This is a genomic window from Erwinia sp. GW821-FHT03D09 (assembly GCF_059420805.1).
On the sequence record NZ_JBWKUK010000008.1, the window covers coordinates 102,133 to 120,827 of the forward strand.

Below are 18,695 nucleotides of genomic sequence, written 5' to 3' on the forward strand. Positions count from 1 at the left end.
CGCGGCTGATGAAGTTAACCGATCGGGCTGGTTTAAAGCGGCTGTTGCAAAATGCTGCCGCAGTAGTGGTATTGCTGGCCCTGTTTCTGCTGGGCTGGCGGCTGTGGCCACATCCGCCGCTGTCACAGGGGCTGCCGCTGTCTACGGTCTGGTACGATCGTCATGGCCAGCTGCTGCGTTTACAGCTCGCCAGTGACGATCGCTATCGCCAGTGGACGCCGCTGGCGGAGATGTCGCCGCTGGTGATTGACGGTATCCTGCTGCATGAAGATCGCTGGTTTTACGCTAATCCCGGCTTTAACCCGGTCAGCCTGCTGCGCGGGTTCTGGCGCAGCTATATCACTGGTAGCAGCAAGCAGGGGGGATCGACCATCACTATGCAGCTGGCGCGCATGAAGTGGCAGCTGAATACACGAACCCCCGGCGGAAAGCTGGTGCAGCTGCTGCGCGCCGTGCAGCTTGAGCTGAGCTACTCCAAGCACGATATTCTGGAAGCCTATCTGAATTACGCTCCTTTCGGCCGTAACATTGAAAGCCTGGGTGCTGCCAGCCTGATCTACTTTAACAAACTCCCCGCAAAGCTGACGCTGGCTGAGGCACTGACACTGGCCGTGCTGCCGCAGTCGCCCAGCCTGCGCATCGATCCGCGCAGCGGTGAACTCAGTCCTGCGCTGATGCAGGCGCGCAATCGCCTGTTTGCCCGCTGGCAAAAAACCTGGCCCACCGATGCGGGGCAGCAGGCGCTGTTCCGCCTGCCGATGACCCTGCGCCAGCCGCAGGCGCTGCCGTTTATTGCGCCGCATTTTGTTGAGCAGATGCAACCGGGTGAACGCGCGCTTCGGGTTGACACCACGTTGGATGCCACGCTGCAAATGCTGGTTGAGCGGCAGGTTCGTGCCTATATCTTACGCAATCAGAACCGGGGAATTCACAATGCGGCGGTAATGCTGGTAGATAGCCGGGATATGGGCGTGCGCGCACTGGTGGGATCGGCAGATTATTTCAACCGGCAGATCCAGGGGCAGGTTAACGGCACAACGGCAAAACGTTCCCCCGGCTCTACGCTTAAGCCGTTTATCTACGCGCTGGGTATGGAACAGGGCGTGTTGCATCCGATGACCGTGCTTAAAGATGTGCCGTCTACCTTTGGCAGCTACGCGCCGGAAAATTTTGACCGACGTTTTCTGGGGCCGGTGACCGCAACCGATGCACTTAATTTCAGTCGTAATATTCCCGCTGTGGCTATTGCGGCGCAGCTGCGTCAGCCGAGTTTCTATCAGTTTTTACGGCTGGCCGGTATCAGCAATATGGCGAGTGAAAAACATTACGGGCTGTCGCTGGTGCTGGGCGGTGGCGAAGTGACGGCTCAGGAGCTGGCCAGGCTTTATGCCATGCTGGCAAACCGCGGCGAACTGCGCCCGCTAAGGATGCGTGAAAGCGATCCGCTTGATACCGGCGTCAGATTGTTGAGTGAAGAAGCCAGCTTTATGACTCTTGATGTTCTGCAGCAGCATCGTCGCCCCGGCGATACGCTGGCCCAGAGACCGTCCTCGCTGCCGGTTTACTGGAAAACCGGAACGTCATGGGGATTCCGCGATGCCTGGAGCGTAGGGATTTTCGGGCCTTACGTGCTGGTTGTCTGGCAAGGTAATTTCTCTGGTCAGGGGAACAATGCGTTTATTGGCGTGGAAGCCGCCGCGCCGCTGTTCTTCAATATCATCGACAGCGTTGCTGCCAGCTATCCTCAGCTGCGGGAGCCCCGGCACCGCTTTCCCCCTCATCTCAAAAAGGTGGATATCTGCCTGCCCAGCGGAAACCTGCCGACCCAATGGTGCCAGCAGCGCGGCAGCAGCTGGTTTATTCCGGGTAAATCTCCGATTACCGTTGATACCGTGTACCGTCCGGTGCGGATTGATAACCTGAGCGGGAAGGTCGCCTGCGCGCCGTGGGATGAATACAGCAGCCATGTTGAGGTCTTCGAATTCTGGCCTTCCGACCTGGCGAACGTTTTTGCCAGTGCGGGCCTGCCAAAACGACCGCCGCCTGCCGGAGCATGCCAGCCGGAGGCACAAAACGGTTCAGCGCCGCGTATTACCTCACCCTTAAAAAATACGACCTACACGCTAAGGCAGTCGCAGCGCGGGCGCGAGCATATCAGTTTCAGCGCGGTGACCGACGCCGACAGCCGCATCGTTTACTGGTTTGTTGATGATATCTACCTCGGCAGCAGTGCCAGCAAAACGCCGCTGGACTGGCAGCCATCACGCTCCGCCAGGTACAGAATTCGCGCGGTTGACGATCGCGGCCGTGCCGACAGCCGCACGGTAAGGGTTGAAATCATTAACTGATATCATGCGGTTTTGCTGCCGCCCGGTGGTTAATCATCCGCGAACTGGGTAAAATGGCGGCAGGTGGCGAAAAAAGCCGCGACGCCGATCGTGTTTTTCAACATTTTCTTGAAACTCCGATAGGCATTTCCGCTTATGCACCCTTATAATCTGCGGCCATTTTCCCGGCCGGGACACTTTTCACGGCTAAACTCGACGTATAAAACAGGGGTCAACATGACTATTGAGCGTACCTTTTCCATCGTAAAACCTAACGCTGTGGCAAAAAACGTAATCGGTGCCATCTTCAACCGTTTTGAAAGCGCTGGCTTCAAAATCGTTGGCAGCAAAATGCTGCATCTGAGCAAAGAACAGGCCGAAGGTTTCTATGCTGAGCACCAGGGTAAGCCGTTCTTTGATGGTCTGGTAGAGTTCATGACTTCTGGTCCGGTTGTTGTTTCCGTACTGGAAGGCGAAAATGCCGTTCAGCGTCACCGCGATCTGATGGGCGCAACCAACCCGGCTAACGCTCTGGCGGGTACACTGCGCGCTGACTACGCTGACAGCTTCACCGAGAACGCAACCCACGGTTCTGATTCAGCTGAGTCCGCTGCACGTGAAATCGCCTACTTCTTCGGCGAAGGCGAAGTTTGCCCACGCACTCGCTAATCAGCGGCTGCCAGACTGGCGTCAGGTTTGGTGAATAACCCTGTGGTTTACAATTTATTTTTGCCAGCCGCTTTAACCTTACGTTAGTCGCGAGTACAATTATGCGCCCCGGTGGAGCTTGCTCTCCGGGGCGCTTCTTATTCTATTCACCTGAATTCATCAAAACAGCGCCATAACGTGTAATAACGAGGCCAGAGAACATTATGTCAGATACTATTGTGACGCCGTCGTCCGCATCGCCTGTAACCGTCCAGCCTAAAAAAGACAAAATCAACCTGCTCGATCTGAATCGCCAGCAAATGCGCGAGTTCTTCGTCAGCCTTGGAGAAAAACCGTTTCGTGCCGATCAGGTGATGAAGTGGATTTACCACTACTGCTGCGATGATTTCGACGAAATGACCGATATCAACAAGGTCTTTCGCAACAAGCTGAAAGAGCTGGCGGAAATCCGCGCGCCTGAAGTGGCTGAAGAACAGCGCTCTGCAGATGGCACCATTAAGTGGGCCATTCAGGTGGGCGGTCAACAGGTTGAAACCGTTTATATTCCTGAAAAAGATCGCGCCACACTCTGTGTTTCCTCACAGGTAGGCTGCGCGCTGGAATGTAAATTCTGCTCCACCGCACAGCAGGGCTTTAACCGTAACCTGCGCGTTTCGGAAATTATTGGTCAGGTCTGGCGTGCCGCTAAAATCATCGGCGCAACGAAAGTGACCGGCTCGCGTCCTATCACCAACGTGGTGATGATGGGGATGGGGGAACCGCTGCTGAACCTGACTAATGTTGTGCCGGCGATGGAAATCATGCTGGATGACTTCGGCTTTGGTCTGTCCAAACGCCGCGTGACGCTCTCAACTTCGGGCGTTGTTCCTGCGTTGGATAAGCTTGGCGATATGATCGACGTGGCGCTGGCTATTTCGCTTCACGCACCGAATGACACAATTCGTGACGAAATTGTTCCGATCAATAAAAAGTACAATATTGAAACGTTTTTGGGCGCCGTCAGCCGCTATATCGGTAAATCTAACGCCAACCAGGGACGAGTAACCATTGAGTACGTGATGCTCGATCACATCAATGACAGCACCGACAACGCCCATGAGTTGGCCGCGCTGCTGAAAGATACGCCGTGTAAAATCAACCTGATTCCGTGGAACCCCTTCCCGGGAGCGCCGTATGGCCGTAGTTCAAACAGCCGTATTGACCGCTTCTCTAAAGTGTTGATGGAATACGGCTTTACGACTATTGTGCGTAAGACGCGCGGCGATGATATTGATGCCGCCTGCGGTCAGCTGGCTGGTGATGTTATCGACAGAACTAAGCGTACGCTGAAAAAGAAAATGGCGGGTGAAGCCATATCTGTGAAGGCGCTCTGAAACCCGATCTTTTCCGGTAGAGAAACGCTGCCGCTGACTGTTTGCCCTGGACTGATTGACGTACCCTGATGGTACATCACAGCCCAGGGAGAGGCAGAATGCATATCAGGATGAGTGTAGCGGCGGCGTTGCTGCTGCTGGCGGGATGCCAGACGGCGCAGCAAAACAAGGCACTGGTTGAAACCCGGTTGCAGCTGGGTCTGGCCTATCTTGCGCGCGGCGAGTTAGATGCCGCGCAGAGAAATCTGCAGCGGGCCGTGGCGCTGGCACCGAACGATTATCGTACTCAGCTGGCGGAAGCCCGCTATCAGCATCAGGCTGGCGATGATGCGCTGGCTGTGAAGTACTATCATCGCGCGCTGACGCTGGCACCGCAAAACGGCTATGTGCTTAATAATTACGGTGCGTTTCTTTGCAGATTAGGGCAGTATGATGCGGCACAACGGCATTTCATTCAGGCTGCTGGAGATTCAGCAAATGGGACTCGTGCCGACAGCGTTGAAAATTCAGGCTACTGTTATCTGAATGCCGGGCAGCAAGAGAGAGCGCGTAATGCGCTGGCGGAAGCGGTAACAGCCGATCCCGCCAAGGGAATGCCCATGCTGGCAGAAGCCGAAAGGCGATTTGGAAAGGGGAAACGTGAGGATTCACGGCTCCTGTTAGAAATTTATCAACACAGCTTTCCTGTTTCAGCGGAAAGTTTGTGGCTAGAGATTCGCTTCGCCGTGCAGGAAGGCCGCACTGCTGACGTTAAACATTACGGGGGCCAACTTGCGCGAATTTTTCCACAATCGATACAGTACCAGCATTTTTTAGCTAATGAATACTGAAGCCACTCAAGAAAAATCTAACGTAAATTCAACAGGCGAGCGTCTGCGTAGCGCCCGTGAAAAAATGGGCCTGACTCAGCAGAACATTGCTGAGCGCCTCTGCCTGAAACTGTCCACCGTTCGCGACCTTGAAGAAGATAAGACGCCGACTGATTTGGCATCGACCTTCTTACGCGGCTATATCCGCTCTTATGCCCGCCTGGTGCATATCCCGGAAGAGGACCTGCTGCCGATGATGGCAAAACAGGCCCCGATCAGGGCGGCGAAAGTTGAGCCCATGCAGAGTTTTGCACTGGGTAAACGCCGCAAAAAACGGGACGGCTGGTTAATGATATTCACCTGGCTAGTGGTGTTCGTGGTTGTGGGCCTGACCGGCGCCTGGTGGTGGCAGAATCATAAAGCTGCACAGGACGATCTGGTCACTTTGTCCGATCAGAACAGTTCCGTCACCGATGACAACAGCCAGTCTATTCAGCTGGAAGGTACCTCTCCGGACGCCTCCGCTCAGCCACAGTCCCCTGAAGAGGGGGCTTCGGCTCAGACGACCCCCGTTGAGCCGGTGGACAACAGCGGAAATGCGGTGGCTCCAGCGGCGACCGCTCCCGTTGCTTCCGCCCCTGCTGCTTCTGCTCAAACCAGTCAGAATCAACCTGCCGTTGTTTCGCCAAGCCAGGCTCAAGTGGATAACACCACCGGCAGCCCGTTACCAACCGACAGCCCGTTACCAACCGGCAGCGCCGGCGTTAGCCAACCTGCCGTCGATCCAAATGCACTGGTGATGACCTTCACCAAAGATTGCTGGCTGGAAGTGACCGATTCCGCAGGTAAAAAACTGTTCAGCGGGATTCAGCGCAGCGGTGGTAAACTTAGCCTTGCTGGTACGGCACCTTATCGCTTGAAAATCGGTGCGCCAGCCGCAGTACAGATCCAGTATCAGGGTAATCCTGTCGATCTGAGTCGTTTTATCCGTACTAACCAGGTTGCTCGTCTGACAGTAGGTGCGCCATAACGCATCTTCTCAGGGCGCGAGCAATTGTGGAGAAAGAATATGCATAATGAAGCACCCATTACCCGTCGCAAATCGAAGCGCATTTACGTCGGCAAGGTGCCCGTGGGCGACGGAGCACCTATCGCCGTCCAGTCTATGACCAATACCAAGACCACCGACGTTGCTGCGACAGTTGCTCAAATTAAAGCACTGGAGCGCGTCGGTGTTGATATCGTTCGCGTATCCGTACCCACTATGGATGCTGCCGAAGCGTTCCGCCTGATCAAACAGCAGGTTAACGTTCCTCTGGTTGCCGATATTCACTTTGACTATCGAATTGCTTTGAAAGTCGCTGAATATGGCGTGGACTGCCTGCGTATCAACCCGGGTAACATCGGTAACGAAGAACGTATCCGCCAGGTTGTTGACTGCGCACGACACTACAACATTCCGATTCGCATCGGCGTGAACGGTGGATCGCTGGAAAAGGATCTGCAGGAAAAGTACGGCGAGCCAACGCCGCAGGCGCTGCTGGAATCGGCAATGCGTCATGTGGATCATCTCGATCGTCTTAACTTCGATCAGTTCAAAGTCAGCGTTAAAGCTTCCGACGTTTTCCTGGCCGTTGAATCCTATCGCCTGCTGGCGAAGCAGATCGACCAGCCGCTGCATCTCGGGATTACCGAAGCGGGTGGCGCGCGTGCCGGCGCGGTTAAGTCTGCCATCGGTCTTGGCTTGCTGCTGTCGGAAGGCATTGGCGATACGCTGCGTATTTCGCTGGCGGCCGATCCGGTTGAAGAAGTTAAAGTCGGTTTCGATATTCTGAAATCCCTGCGTATTCGCTCACGCGGTATCAACTTTATCGCCTGTCCGACCTGTTCCCGTCAGGAATTTGACGTGATCGGTACGGTGAATGCGCTGGAAGAGCGGCTGGAAGATATCATCACGCCGATGGACATCTCGATTATCGGCTGCGTGGTCAACGGCCCCGGTGAAGCAACGGTCTCCACCATGGGGGTGACCGGCGGCAATAAGAAAAGCGGCTTTTATGAAGACGGTGTTCGCCAGCGAGACCGTCTTGATAACAATAATATGATCGACCAGCTGGAAGCGCGTATTCGTGCTAAGGCGACAATCCTCGATGAATCACGTCGCATTGATGTTCATCAGGTCGAGAAATAAATTTATCGCGTCTGGCCGCGGCTGATATCGCGAATTGAGTAGCTAGTCGGGATTCAGCCAGACACAAAAAATGGAAAAAACAGTGGCGAAGAATATCCAGGCCATCCGTGGCATGAATGATTATCTGCCTGCCGATACCGTGGTGTGGCAGCGCATTGAGCAGATCCTGAAGCAGGTGCTGGGCAGCTATGGCTTCAGCGAAATACGTCTGCCGATTGTAGAGCAAACCCCGTTATTCAAACGCGCGATCGGTGAAGTCACCGACGTGGTTGAAAAAGAGATGTATACCTTCGACGATCGCAACGGCGAAAGCCTGACTCTGCGTCCGGAAGGTACCGCAGGCTGCGTGCGTGCCGGTATCGAACACGGTTTGCTGTTCAACCAGGAACAGCGTCTGTGGTACATCGGGCCGATGTTCCGCTACGAGCGTCCACAGAAGGGCCGCTATCGCCAGTTCCATCAGATTGGCGCCGAGGTCTTTGGCCTGCAGGGCCCGGATATTGATGCCGAGCTGATCATGATGACCGCGCGCTGGTGGAAAGCGCTGGGTATTGCTGATCACGTCAAGCTGGAGCTGAATTCGATCGGCTCGCTGGAAGCGCGCGCTAACTATCGTGATGCCCTGGTGGCGTTCCTTGAGCAGCATATCGATGTGCTCGATGAAGACTGCAAACGCCGTATGTATACTAACCCACTGCGAGTGTTGGACAGTAAAAACCCGGACGTGCAGGCGTTGCTGAACGATGCGCCAACGCTGGGTGACTATCTGGACGATGATTCCCGCGAGCATTTCAACGGCCTGTGTGCGCTGCTGGATGCTGCCGGTATTGCTTATACTGTCAACCAGCGTCTGGTGCGCGGTCTTGACTACTATAACCGTACCGTTTTCGAATGGGTGACCACCAGCCTGGGCTCACAGGGCACGGTGTGTGCCGGTGGGCGCTATGATGGCCTCGTTGAGCAGCTGGGCGGGCGTACTACGCCAGCGGTTGGTTTTGCGATGGGTCTGGAGCGCCTTGTCCTGCTGGTGCAGGCAGTTAATCCAGAATTTGAACCGACACGAATTGTTGATGTCTATGTTATCGCTTCGGGCCAGGGCGTGCAGTCAGCCGCAATGCTGCTGGCAGAACAGCTGCGAGATGCGCTGCCTGAACTGAAGATAATGACCAACTTTGGCGGCGGCAACTTTAAGAAGCAGCTTACCCGGGCCGACAAGTGGAAAGCCCGCATCGCTCTGGTTCTCGGCGAAGATGAAGTCGCTAACGGTCAGGTAACAGTTAAAGATTTACGCAACGGCGAACAACAAACTCTGGCGCAGCCTGATGCTGCAACCCTGCTGGCTTCAATGCTACAGAACTGAGCCTGAGCAAAGCACGATTTAAAGGAGTAGGACTGCGTGGAAGTGTATAGCAACGAAAATGAGCAGGTAGACGCGCTGAAGAATTTCTTTGCCCAGAACGGTAAAGCTCTGGTAGTTGGCGTGGTACTGGGCGTAGGTGCTCTGGTCGGCTGGCGCTACTGGAACAATCTCCAGGATGGCGCATCGCGTGAAGTTTCTGCCGCCTATCAGCAGGTATCTTCTGCGCTGGACGCCAGCAAGCCTGCAACGCTTGAAGCGGCTGCGAAGTTTGCCAGCGACAACAACAATACCTACGGTGCTCTGGCCTCTCTCGATCTGGCAAAGCGTTATATCGATAACAACCAGCTGGATAAAGCAGCCACTCAGCTACAGAGCGGCCTGCAGGATGCAAAAGACGCCAACCTTCAGGCTGTGCTGAATCTGCGCCTGGCGCGCATTCAGCTGCAGCAGAAGCAGCCTGAAGTGGCGTTGAAAACGCTGGAAAACATCAAAGGTGAAGGCTGGACGGCCATTGTTGCGGATATCCGCGGCGAAGCGCTGTTAAGCAAAGGCGATACCCAGGGCGCCCGCGAAGCGTGGAGCAAAGGGGTGGCCTCTGATGCGTCTTCGACGTTGAAAGAAATGCTGCAAATGAAAATGAATAATCTGCCGGGTTAATCTCGTTTAGAACCACCGCTGGCGGCGTTTTGCGCGGCCGCGGATCGGGTTATAAGTGTATAAGGCTCCAATATTTGGCCTGAACAGGGCACAAGAGGGACTTCATGGAATTGCGTAAGATACTTCTGCCGGGACTGATTTCAGTCACTTTACTCAGCGGATGTTCATGGTTTAGCGGCGAAGAAGATGTGGTTAAAATGTCACCGCTGCCGACCGTACAAAACCAGTTCACTCCGGAAAAAGTCTGGAGCACCTCGGTGGGTGATGGCGTGGGTGATTTTTACTCCAACCTGCACCCGGCCTGGGCCGACAACACCGTTTATGCAGCCGATCGCCACGGTATTGTCAAGGCACTGAATTCTGGTGATGGTAAAGAGCAGTGGAAAGTTGACCTGTCAGAGAAGACCGGTTTCTTCTCCAGAAACCTGCCTGCGCTGCTTTCCGGTGGTCTGACCGTTGATGGTGCCCACGTTTACGTCGGCAGCGAACGCGGCCAGGTTTACGCATTAAATACCAACGATGGCAGCGTTGCCTGGCAGACCAAAGCCGCCGGGGAAGTCTTATCCCGTCCGGTGATCAGTGACGGTCTGGTGCTGGTACACACCAGCAATGGTATGCTGCAGGGGCTGGATCAGTCCAGCGGCGTGGTGAAGTGGTCAGTTAATCTCGACGTACCGGCTCTGAGCCTGCGCGGTGAGTCTGCGCCAGCTACCGCGTTTGGTGCAGCGATTGTTGGTGGTGATAACGGTCGCGTCAGCGCGGTTATCATGAACCAGGGCCAGATTATCTGGCAGCAGCGTATTTCACAGCCGAGCGGAGCGACCGAAATCGACCGCCTGTCAGATGTAGATACCACCCCGGTGATCGTTAACGGTGTGGTTTATGCACTGGCCTATAACGGTAACCTGACTGCGCTGGATCTGCGCTCTGGCCAGATCCTGTGGAAACGCGAAATCGGTTCCGTTCACGATATGATCGTTGACGGTGGCCGCATTTACCTGGTCGATCAGGACGATCGCGTGATTGCACTGAGTACCGACGGTGGCGTCTCTATCTGGCGTCAGAGCGACCTGCTGCACCGCAATCTGACCGCGCCGGTTCTGTATAACGGTTACCTGGTTGTGGGCGATAGCGAAGGTTACCTGCACTGGCTCAATACCGACGACGGTCGCTTTGTTGCCCAGCAGAAAGTGGACAGCTCCGGCTTCCAGACCAAACCGGTGGTAGCCAGCGATAAACTGCTGATTCAGACCAAAGACGGTGAGGTTTACGCGTTTACGCGCTAATTTCCCTCTGTTTTACGTTATATAGCGGCCCCTGATGATTCAGGGGCCGTTTCGTTTTTCTCCTGGCGTGTTATCCTTACGCCATTGTCCTGAGCCCTGCGGCGGAAAAAATCTGTCTGACGCAGAGAATAGTATTCGCAGCCAGGCGTAATTTTCAGTTATGAGGCTTCAATATGGTACCTGTGGTCGCGCTGGTCGGGCGTCCCAATGTGGGAAAATCCACCCTTTTTAACCGTTTAACGCGCACGCGAGATGCGCTGGTGGCGGATTTCCCCGGACTTACCCGGGATCGCAAATATGGTCGTGCCGAAATTGAAGGCCGCGATTTCATTTGCATCGATACCGGTGGTATTGATGGTACCGAAGAGGGCGTGGAAACGCGTATGGCGGAACAGTCGCTGCTGGCGATTGAAGAGGCTGACGTTGTACTGTTTATGGTTGATGCCCGTGCCGGGTTAATGCCTGCGGACACGGCTATTGCTAACCACCTGCGTTCGCGTGAAAAACCGACGTTCCTTGTCGCCAACAAAACCGATGGCCTGGATGCGGACGCTGCGGTGCTGGACTTCTGGTCGCTGGGCCTGGGTGAAATTCATCCGATCGCGGCTTCGCACGGTCGTGGTGTTACCGGTCTGCTGGAGATGGTGCTCCTGCCGTGGATGGATAAAGTCGATCCGCGCGAAGTCACCGAAGAAGAAGAGAATGCGGCCTACTGGGCAGAGCTGGAGCGCAAAGAAGCAAAAGCGCGCGGTGAAGTTATCGAAGACGAAAAAGAAGAGGAAAATGACTTTAACCCGCTGGATCTGCCGATCAAGCTGGCGATTGTCGGCCGTCCTAACGTTGGTAAGTCCACGCTGACTAACCGTATTCTCGGCGAAGAGCGCGTCGTGGTTTATGATATGCCGGGGACAACCCGCGACAGTATCTATATCCCGATGGAGCGTGATGGTCGTGATTATGTCCTGATTGATACCGCCGGCGTGCGCAAGCGCGGAAAAGTGACCGATACGGTTGAAAAATTCTCGGTAATCAAGACCCTGCAGGCCATTGAAGACGCCAACGTGGTAATGCTGGTGATCGATGCCCATCTGGGGATCTCGGATCAGGATCTGTCACTGCTGGGCTTTATCCTCAACAGCGGTCGTTCGCTGGTGATCGTGGTGAACAAATGGGATGGCCTGAGCCAGGAAGTGCGTGACGAAGTGAAAGAGACGCTGGACTTCCGTCTGGGCTTTATCGACTTCGCTCGCGTTCACTTTATTTCTGCGCTACACGGCAGCGGAGTAGGCAACCTGTTTGAATCAGTGACCGAAGCCTATGACTGCTCAACTCGTCGCGTAAACACCTCAATGCTGACGCGCATTATGAACATGGCCGCTGACGATCATCAGCCGCCGATGGTGCGCGGTCGTCGTGTGAAGCTGAAGTATGCCCATGCCGGTGGTTATAACCCGCCTATCGTGGTCATCCACGGCAACCAGGTGAAGGATCTGCCGGATTCGTATAAGCGCTATCTGATGAACTACTTCCGTCGTTCGCTGGAAGTGATGGGCACGCCGATCCGTATTCAGTTCAAAGAGGGTGAGAACCCGTTTGAAGGCAAGCGTAACCTGCTGACGCCAAATCAGCTGCGCAAGCGTAAACGCCTGCTTAGCCATTTGAAGAAGCATAAACGTTGATAAAAAGGGGGGCCGCCGGCCCCCTTTTTTATTCAGTCTTCCGTGGTTTTGACGGACCTGTTAGCCAGTTTTTTCCAGATATCATCTGGCCGCATGGTTTCCTGTAAATTAGCCTTGAGATCCCAGAGCCCCGTCCGGCTGTCGGCATTCAATGTAACAATATACCGACAGCCTGTTTTCAGGGCATTCGAGTGCTGACGCTTGATTCTGGCTCCCGTGAAGTCACTCAGTACTTTAAATTCAGGAAGATGCCGTCGTAACTGGTCTGCCAGAAGCAAAGCGTCGATGTTCTGTCCGGGGTCCTCGCAGGTGACAACAATATCAGGGTGATTGCTGGTATTGCCCTTCACCCCTACGGTTTCCAGCAGTAGCAGCAGGCGCTCAATACCAATGGCGAAGCCGGAGGCCGGTAATGTTTTGTGGCTGAACAACTCAACCAGTCCGTCATACCGCCCACCGCCGCAGAGCGTACCCTGAGACCCTAACTCATCGGTTATCCACTCAAATACCGTGCGAGTGTAGTAGTCAAGCCCGCGAACAAGACGAGGATTGATGGTATAGCCGATACCGGCGCTGTCGAGCAATCGACACAGCCCTTCAAAGTGTTGCTGTGATTCACTACCCAGATAGCCGAGAAGTTTTGGGGCCCCTTCAATCATGCTCTGCATATCCGGATTTTTACTGTCGAGGATGCGTAATGGATTATTCTGCAAACGCAGCAGGCTGTCCTCATCCAGTATGTCGCGGTGCTGTTCGAAATAGCTGACCAGGTGCTCACGATGCTCATGTCGTTCCGGCAGAGTGCCGAGTGAATTAATCTCCAGCCGCACGTAGCGTTCTACCTTCAGTGCTTTGAAGATATCGTTGGCCATATAGATGAGTTCGGCATCGATGTCGGCACCGGGCATGCCAAAGGTTTCCACACCGAACTGGGTAAACTGGCGCAGCCTGCCTTTTTGTGGCCGCTCATAGCGAAACATGGGGCCCTGATACCACAAACGTTGCGTGTTGTTATAACACATATTGTTTTCAATGATGGTTCTCACACAGCCGCTGGTACCCTCCGGTCGGAGGGTGATATGTTCGCCGCTTTTATCGAGGAAGTTATACATCTCCTTTGACACGATATCGGTAGACTCACCGATTGCGCGTTCAAATAGCGAAACGGGTTCCAGAACGGGCAGCCGAATCTCCTGATAGCCGTAGCGTCGGGTGATACTTCTAACCTTCCTCTCCAGCCATTGCCAGACGGGCGCTTCTTCGGGGAGGATGGTTCGCATCCCTCTGATTGCCTGAATTTTGCTCATTTTTATTCCTTACATGGCAACCGCTTTTCAGGCGGCGTGGGCCAGCCGATCGGCGATAACGTCATCAATCAGCCGATCGATTTGGCTGGAGTCCAGATGATGTGCGGTGACAATCAGGTGAGCGATATCACCGGAAGTTGCCAGACAGTGCTTTTTCCAGACGTCTTCTGAGGGGCAGGGGAAGACAACGGTGATTGAATTTCTGTTGCGCCACGCATTGATTCCCGCTTTCTGGAAGCGTTCAACGGCGTACTCAGCCAGATTCAGACAGCGTTCAATGCGCCTTACCCAGCTTTCATGACTGTGACTGCGAACGGCTTCCCACATCATCAGCGGAGTATGTCCATTGCGTGAGCCCGAGATGGTCTTATCGTGAGCAGAGATGTAATCGATCTCAACGGATATGCGGTCAACGTTTTTCTTCTTAGCGACTACAATGCCACAGGGGATCGGTGAACCGATCATTTTGTGGCCAGAAACACCAATAGAATCAATACCATCAGCAAAAGAATAAGCCTGTGGGTCATCAACAAAAGGCAGGATCATTCCGCTCAGCGCCGCGTCTGCGTGCAGGTAATAATCCTCTCGTTGAAAGCCGGCTTCTTTCAGTCGTTGCTGAATCAGTGCGATATCATCAATCGCCCCGCGTACGGTCGTCCCGATGTTAGCAAAAATAATCGGATGTTTTTCATTGTCGCGGGAAATTTTATTCATCAGGTCGTCGTAATCTACTTCGCCATTCGGAAGAGACTCTACAACGCTGGATTTGATTCTCAGCAGCTTAACGATTTTCGCCACGGAGTAGTGGGTATCTTTAGAGTAATACAGCGTACCTTCCGGAAAAATTTCCCTGCCAAGGTAACATCCGAACATATTGCTCTCGGTCCCTCCGTTTGTGATATATCCCCAGCTTTCAGCAAAAGGAATTTTGAACAGAGTTGCAAAATATTCCATAACCTCACTTTCAAATTCAAAAGAATTTAACAGGTAGTTGCAATACTCACCCCAGTCGCCACAGTTATTGATTGAAAAACGCATAAAGCGCTCGAGATTAGTGTAATTAAAATCTGCGGATTCCGGATAGCCCAGGTTGAAATATTGATTCTTAACGCAATGTGACCAGAACGCATCCAGTTTGTTTTGATTTTCAATTGACAGAGTCATAGTGTTAATTCCTTTTTGGTTGAGAGAGGTTTCAAATCAAGGTTTTTTATCGAGATAAAGAATGTCATCGCCTTTTTTATTACGACCCGAGGCAACGAAGCAGAATAACGGAATGGTGAACATCATCATGACTATTCCCCAGAACATTGAATCAGTACCCGAGCCGAGTAATGCGAAGATGCTATAAATCATGCCAATAACCACCATTACGCTGTAAAACATAAAAGAGGGCCCACGATTTATTTTTTTCGACATCATAATGATTGGCAGGGAAATTAACGCGTACATGTAAGGTAAAAGGGAGGCAAAGACGGACATTAATATGACGACTTGAAACTGTTTTGCCAGGTTAGGTGAGGCGGTCATCATCAAGACGGCACTCATCAGTACGCCGGTAAAAATCAGGCTTTTGATCGGGACATCATTTTTATTCACCTGGGCAAAGAACTGTGGGAACAGTCCCTGCTGAGCACCTGCGCGTGGCCCTTCGGACTGCAGAATCAGCCAGCCGGAAATTGAGCCGAAACAGGCAATGATGCTGAGCGCAGAGGCGATATTGCCCGCGGTATTACCGAACATATAGCGTGCAGCATCGGCAAACGGGGCAGAGGAGTTCACCAGCTCTTCGTGAGGAACCAGACCCATAATCACCGTACAGCTGCCAACGTAGCAGACTGAGGCAATCAGCAAACCCATGACCGTTGCTTTAGGGACCGTCCGTTCCGGGCAATCAACCTGGCCGGTAGAAACTACCGCAGACTCCACTCCCAGGAATCCCCACAGTGCAATGGATGCGGCAGACATAATCGCTGAGCTGTCACTTTTACCCGTGCCGTTGTAGACCTGACTGAACATCACCGGATCAAACCAGAACCAGCCGACAACACCGATACCCAGCACCACAACCAGCATACAGCTGGCAGTAAATGACTGCGCACGGCCAGCTACACGAGCGCCAAGGCTGCCGAGTGCGATAAAAGCCCAGAGGATCACGATGGCCGTCACGCAGCCAACCGTGGGATCTTTAAGCTGCGGGAAGAAGTAACTGAGATAGCCAATCCCCGCAACCAACAGGGCTACGTTGCCGATCCAGGCGCTAATCCAGTAGCACACGGTGGTTTGAAATCCCACAAAAGGGCCAAAAGCATCGCTGGCATAGGCCACTATGCCACCGTTACGCGGCGTCAACAGGCTGGTTTTTGCGAAGACCAGGGCGATGGCAATGACCCCGATAATAGTGAACAGCCATCCCCAAAGGGAGATGTAACCAATACCGGCGAGGTTTGTGGGTAGCATAAATACCCCTGACCCCATCATATTTGACGCGGTGACAAGCGTCAGAGCCACGACGCCCATTTTATGAGCTGATTTTGCGCTAATTTTATCCATTTTAAATGTCCTGTAACGAGGTGCTATTAATAATGAGAAGGCGGCTTGAATTTAAAGTGATGTACGGAGTTTAAAAACGCATGCGGGGCTAATAATGATTTAGATCATTTATTTTCAGTCTTTGAATTTTTTCTTCGGGGTTGTGAGTCGTTTTTTTCTAAAAACATTAAAAATTCGTTCTGTCCCCTTTTTTATTTGTACCGTTACCGGGGTTGAAGGTTTTAAACGGACAGCTTGTTTCAGTGATGTGGTTTTGTATGCTTGACAAGGATTGTTAATGTGATGGATTATCCCTGCGTGAAAAGGGCGAGTCTATTATTTTATGGATGGGCGCGTTTTTAATTATAATCCTAAATTCTATGGGAGCTACCCATGTCCAGAACGTCCAGAGTTTATGTTCAGGGGTTGCCACAACTTATTCAGCTTAATGGGCATAATAATGAGATTGTGTTTCATGATGATGAGGATTATTTGACCTTTCTTAACTGTTTGAAAAGAGCTTGTGAATTATTCGACTTTGATTTACATGCGTGGACTCTGTTGCCACATCAGATAATGATGTTATTAACGCCGCAGACAAAAGAAGATCTTAGTCGGCTGGTCCAGCATATCGGCAGAAGCTATGTTCCCTGGTTTAATCAAAAGTATCATCGTAGCGGTAGCCTGTGGGAAGGGAGATATAATAGTTCCCTGATTGAACCCGAAGCTTATTTACTCATTGCGCAAAAGTTTGTTGATACCCGCCTTCGGGAACTGCACGTCGCTGAGGGAGAACGGCTTGCGTGGAGCAGCTACCGGAATAATATTGGCGAGCAGCAACAACAATTGATTACCCCGCATGAACAGTATTTGCGTCTTGGCCATACTCCCCAGGAACGCGCCATCCAGTATGCGCGTTTTATTCGATCTCCTCTCAGTCCTTCTATTGAAAAACGGCTGCAGGATTGCCTGAACCAGAATCGCCTGCTGGGTACGCCGCAGTATTGTCAGCGGTTGGAGAGGCTGCTCCACAGACCAGTACAACCGAGGCAGGCCGGGCGACCACGTAAATATTTTCATAATCAGGTCGCCGACTGGGCATGGCTGGAGGATCAGGCGGCCTGTCTGCTGTCGCGCTACTGCTACCAGGAAGTTCGGCTGCCGCTCCTTGAAAATGAAGGGAGTGAAGCGGCTTTTACTTTACAAAATCAGACGTTCTCCCTCGCAGGTAATCGCAGAGCTCTTCTACGCAGAGAGGGAACGAAGGGATGTCTGCAAATGATTGATCAGCACCCGCATCTGCAGTCCACGAGCAAGCTATGGTACCAGGGGATAATGTTCCGTAGTACAAAATGCTCCGGCGAACATATTCAACAGTATCAGCAGCTGGGTGTTGAAGCCTTTGGTTATGCGGGGGTGGATATCGAACTGGAGCAGCTGGTTATGCAATATGATTTTTTTAAATCGCTGGGCCTGAAGGAAAACGTTGAGTTGAAAATTAACAGCACCGGGACTCAGCAGGAGTTTGCGGCCTTTCGCGCAGCGTTACGTGCTTTTTATCAACCTTTCACCGGCATTTTCGAATCTGGATGGACTGAATGTCTGGCAATGCAGCCGGAAAAACTGCTGTGCTCAGACCATCCTCTGCTGGCAAGGCTACGTTCCATGGCGCCGGGGATCGGCGATTTCCTTGGGGAGGAATCGCGAAAGCGTTTTGATTGTCTGCTGGAATCCCTGACTAAAATCCGCGTTCCCTTTGTGGTGGATCGCTGGCTTTACCCTTCCAATGCCTATTGCCACACCCATTTCGAATGGCACAGCGAAAAACTGATGGAACACAGTCTGTTATGTCGGGGTGGTCGCTATGATGACTGCGCGAGTACCGTTCTTGAAACGCCGATTCAGGCCTGCGGTTTTGCGCTAATGCTGGACCCGATAATGCGCTTGCTGCGTCTGACGGATAAGCACCTGCTAAAGCAGCAGGTCACGGATGTGGTTATCATTCCGGGTTCTCCTGCTGCCAGTACTCAGGCGTTAAATATCGGTCGGTCGCTCAGAAAAACATTCCCGCAGATGAGCATCGCCAATGATTTTTCGCATATGCGCGTCACAGCCTGCGTGCGGAATGCCAGACGGCAGGGTGGGCGGTTCATTATCGTGGTTTCCTCTGAAGAAGCAGCAACCGAAGTCGCCATTTACGATCGCGACAGCGGGGAAGAGCAGAGGGGCAATCTTGCTAAGGCGATTAGCATACTGAGCCATAGTCTCAATGTTTCCCCCGGTTGCCGGGGGGGATAAATGTACCATATGGATAATTTTTTAGTTGAATGTTAACTTTTTGTTTATCACATAATGAACCCGATGGTACAATTTTGGCGTTAGTTGCGGGAGCTTATGTGCGTCAGGCCTGATCTGGCGGGTGTGTGAGCTTCAGCGGTTAACACCGGACGGGCTGGTCCCGCGTAATAATGTTAATAAAAATAAGACATCTATAACTTATTGTAG

The 18,695-nt window shown here is 52.9% G+C and carries 14 protein-coding genes; 11 read left to right on the forward strand and 3 right to left on the reverse strand.

The features are described from left to right. Positions 1-8: 8 nt before the first annotated feature. From pbpC to der, 10 genes are all read left to right on the forward strand, one after another. The gene (pbpC, locus tag AC07U6_RS09750) at positions 9-2,348 is read left to right on the forward strand and encodes a penicillin-binding protein 1C (RefSeq protein WP_494763457.1); all 2,340 of its coding nucleotides are present in this window, start codon (positions 9-11) and stop codon (positions 2,346-2,348) included. A gap of 216 nt (positions 2,349-2,564) precedes the next feature. Then, a complete protein-coding gene (ndk, locus tag AC07U6_RS09755) occupies positions 2,565-2,996 on the forward strand; it encodes a nucleoside-diphosphate kinase (RefSeq protein ID WP_013203396.1) in 432 nt (143 codons plus the stop codon). A 203-nt stretch (positions 2,997-3,199) separates the two neighbouring features. Beyond that, positions 3,200-4,369, forward strand: coding sequence for a dual-specificity RNA methyltransferase RlmN (gene rlmN, locus AC07U6_RS09760; RefSeq protein WP_494763456.1), 1,170 nt, complete (start codon positions 3,200-3,202; stop codon positions 4,367-4,369). A gap of 98 nt (positions 4,370-4,467) precedes the next feature. Beyond that, positions 4,468-5,199 carry a type IV pilus biogenesis/stability protein PilW gene (pilW, locus tag AC07U6_RS09765; protein ID WP_494763455.1) on the forward strand — a complete coding sequence of 244 codons (732 nt, stop codon included), beginning with the start codon at positions 4,468-4,470 and terminating at the stop codon, positions 5,197-5,199. Beyond that, positions 5,189-6,208, forward strand: coding sequence for a cytoskeleton protein RodZ (gene rodZ / locus AC07U6_RS09770; RefSeq protein WP_494763454.1), 1,020 nt, complete (start codon positions 5,189-5,191; stop codon positions 6,206-6,208). Before pilW ends, rodZ begins: the two co-directional genes overlap by 11 nt. 39 nt (positions 6,209-6,247) lie before the next feature. Beyond that, positions 6,248-7,369, forward strand: coding sequence for a flavodoxin-dependent (E)-4-hydroxy-3-methylbut-2-enyl-diphosphate synthase (gene ispG, locus AC07U6_RS09775; protein WP_200561627.1), 1,122 nt, complete (start codon positions 6,248-6,250; stop codon positions 7,367-7,369). A gap of 82 nt (positions 7,370-7,451) precedes the next feature. After that, positions 7,452-8,729 (forward strand): histidine--tRNA ligase, encoded by a 1,278-nt coding sequence (hisS, locus tag AC07U6_RS09780; protein WP_494763453.1) that lies wholly within the window; start codon positions 7,452-7,454, stop codon positions 8,727-8,729. A gap of 36 nt (positions 8,730-8,765) precedes the next feature. Next, positions 8,766-9,386, forward strand: a complete 621-nt coding sequence (locus AC07U6_RS09785; protein ID WP_494763452.1) for a YfgM family protein — start codon at positions 8,766-8,768, stop codon at positions 9,384-9,386. Between the two features lie 104 nt (positions 9,387-9,490). Next, positions 9,491-10,672 (forward strand): outer membrane protein assembly factor BamB, encoded by a 1,182-nt coding sequence (gene bamB / locus AC07U6_RS09790; protein ID WP_494763451.1) that lies wholly within the window; start codon positions 9,491-9,493, stop codon positions 10,670-10,672. A 173-nt stretch (positions 10,673-10,845) separates the two neighbouring features. Continuing rightward, complete coding sequence (gene der, locus AC07U6_RS09795; protein ID WP_494763450.1) at positions 10,846-12,351, forward strand: ribosome biogenesis GTPase Der; 1,506 nt, start codon at positions 10,846-10,848, stop codon at positions 12,349-12,351. A 32-nt stretch (positions 12,352-12,383) separates the two neighbouring features. On the opposite strand, the gene hisS (AC07U6_RS09800) is transcribed toward der, so the two are convergent. The 3 genes from hisS (AC07U6_RS09800) to hdcC are packed head-to-tail and all read right to left on the reverse strand — an operon-like array spanning position 12,384 to position 16,211. After that, the gene (hisS, locus tag AC07U6_RS09800) at positions 12,384-13,658 is read right to left on the reverse strand and encodes a histidine--tRNA ligase (RefSeq protein ID WP_494763449.1); all 1,275 of its coding nucleotides are present in this window, start codon (positions 13,656-13,658) and stop codon (positions 12,384-12,386) included. Between the two features lie 27 nt (positions 13,659-13,685). Beyond that, the gene (locus AC07U6_RS09805) at positions 13,686-14,822 is read right to left on the reverse strand and encodes a histidine decarboxylase (RefSeq protein ID WP_494763448.1); all 1,137 of its coding nucleotides are present in this window, start codon (positions 14,820-14,822) and stop codon (positions 13,686-13,688) included. 36 nt (positions 14,823-14,858) lie between these two features. Then, the gene (hdcC, locus tag AC07U6_RS09810) at positions 14,859-16,211 is read right to left on the reverse strand and encodes a histidine-histamine antiporter (RefSeq protein ID WP_494763447.1); all 1,353 of its coding nucleotides are present in this window, start codon (positions 16,209-16,211) and stop codon (positions 14,859-14,861) included. Between the two features lie 372 nt (positions 16,212-16,583). Between hdcC and AC07U6_RS09815 the strand changes: the two genes are divergently transcribed. Further along, positions 16,584-18,488 carry an ATP phosphoribosyltransferase regulatory subunit gene (locus AC07U6_RS09815; RefSeq protein ID WP_494763446.1) on the forward strand — a complete coding sequence of 635 codons (1,905 nt, stop codon included), beginning with the start codon at positions 16,584-16,586 and terminating at the stop codon, positions 18,486-18,488. Positions 18,489-18,695: the final 207 nt, after the last annotated feature.

Excerpts from the sequence above, each read along its gene's own strand:
- AC07U6_RS09805 (WP_494763448.1), bottom strand. The coding sequence starts at position 14,822 with ATGACTCTGTCAATTGAAAATCAAAACAAACTGGATGCGTTCTGGTCA.
- pbpC (WP_494763457.1), top strand. The coding sequence starts at position 9 with ATGAAGTTAACCGATCGGGCTGGTTTAAAGCGGCTGTTGCAAAATGCT.
- AC07U6_RS09815 (WP_494763446.1), top strand. The coding sequence starts at position 16,584 with ATGTCCAGAACGTCCAGAGTTTATGTTCAGGGGTTGCCACAACTTATT.
- rodZ (WP_494763454.1), top strand. The coding sequence starts at position 5,189 with ATGAATACTGAAGCCACTCAAGAAAAATCTAACGTAAATTCAACAGGC.
- der (WP_494763450.1), top strand. The coding sequence starts at position 10,846 with ATGGTACCTGTGGTCGCGCTGGTCGGGCGTCCCAATGTGGGAAAATCC.
- pilW (WP_494763455.1), top strand. The coding sequence starts at position 4,468 with ATGCATATCAGGATGAGTGTAGCGGCGGCGTTGCTGCTGCTGGCGGGA.
- hdcC (WP_494763447.1), bottom strand. The coding sequence starts at position 16,211 with ATGGATAAAATTAGCGCAAAATCAGCTCATAAAATGGGCGTCGTGGCT.
- rlmN (WP_494763456.1), top strand. The coding sequence starts at position 3,200 with ATGTCAGATACTATTGTGACGCCGTCGTCCGCATCGCCTGTAACCGTC.
- bamB (WP_494763451.1), top strand. The coding sequence starts at position 9,491 with ATGGAATTGCGTAAGATACTTCTGCCGGGACTGATTTCAGTCACTTTA.
- ispG (WP_200561627.1), top strand. The coding sequence starts at position 6,248 with ATGCATAATGAAGCACCCATTACCCGTCGCAAATCGAAGCGCATTTAC.
- hisS (WP_494763449.1), bottom strand. The coding sequence starts at position 13,658 with ATGAGCAAAATTCAGGCAATCAGAGGGATGCGAACCATCCTCCCCGAA.
- ndk (WP_013203396.1), top strand. The coding sequence starts at position 2,565 with ATGACTATTGAGCGTACCTTTTCCATCGTAAAACCTAACGCTGTGGCA.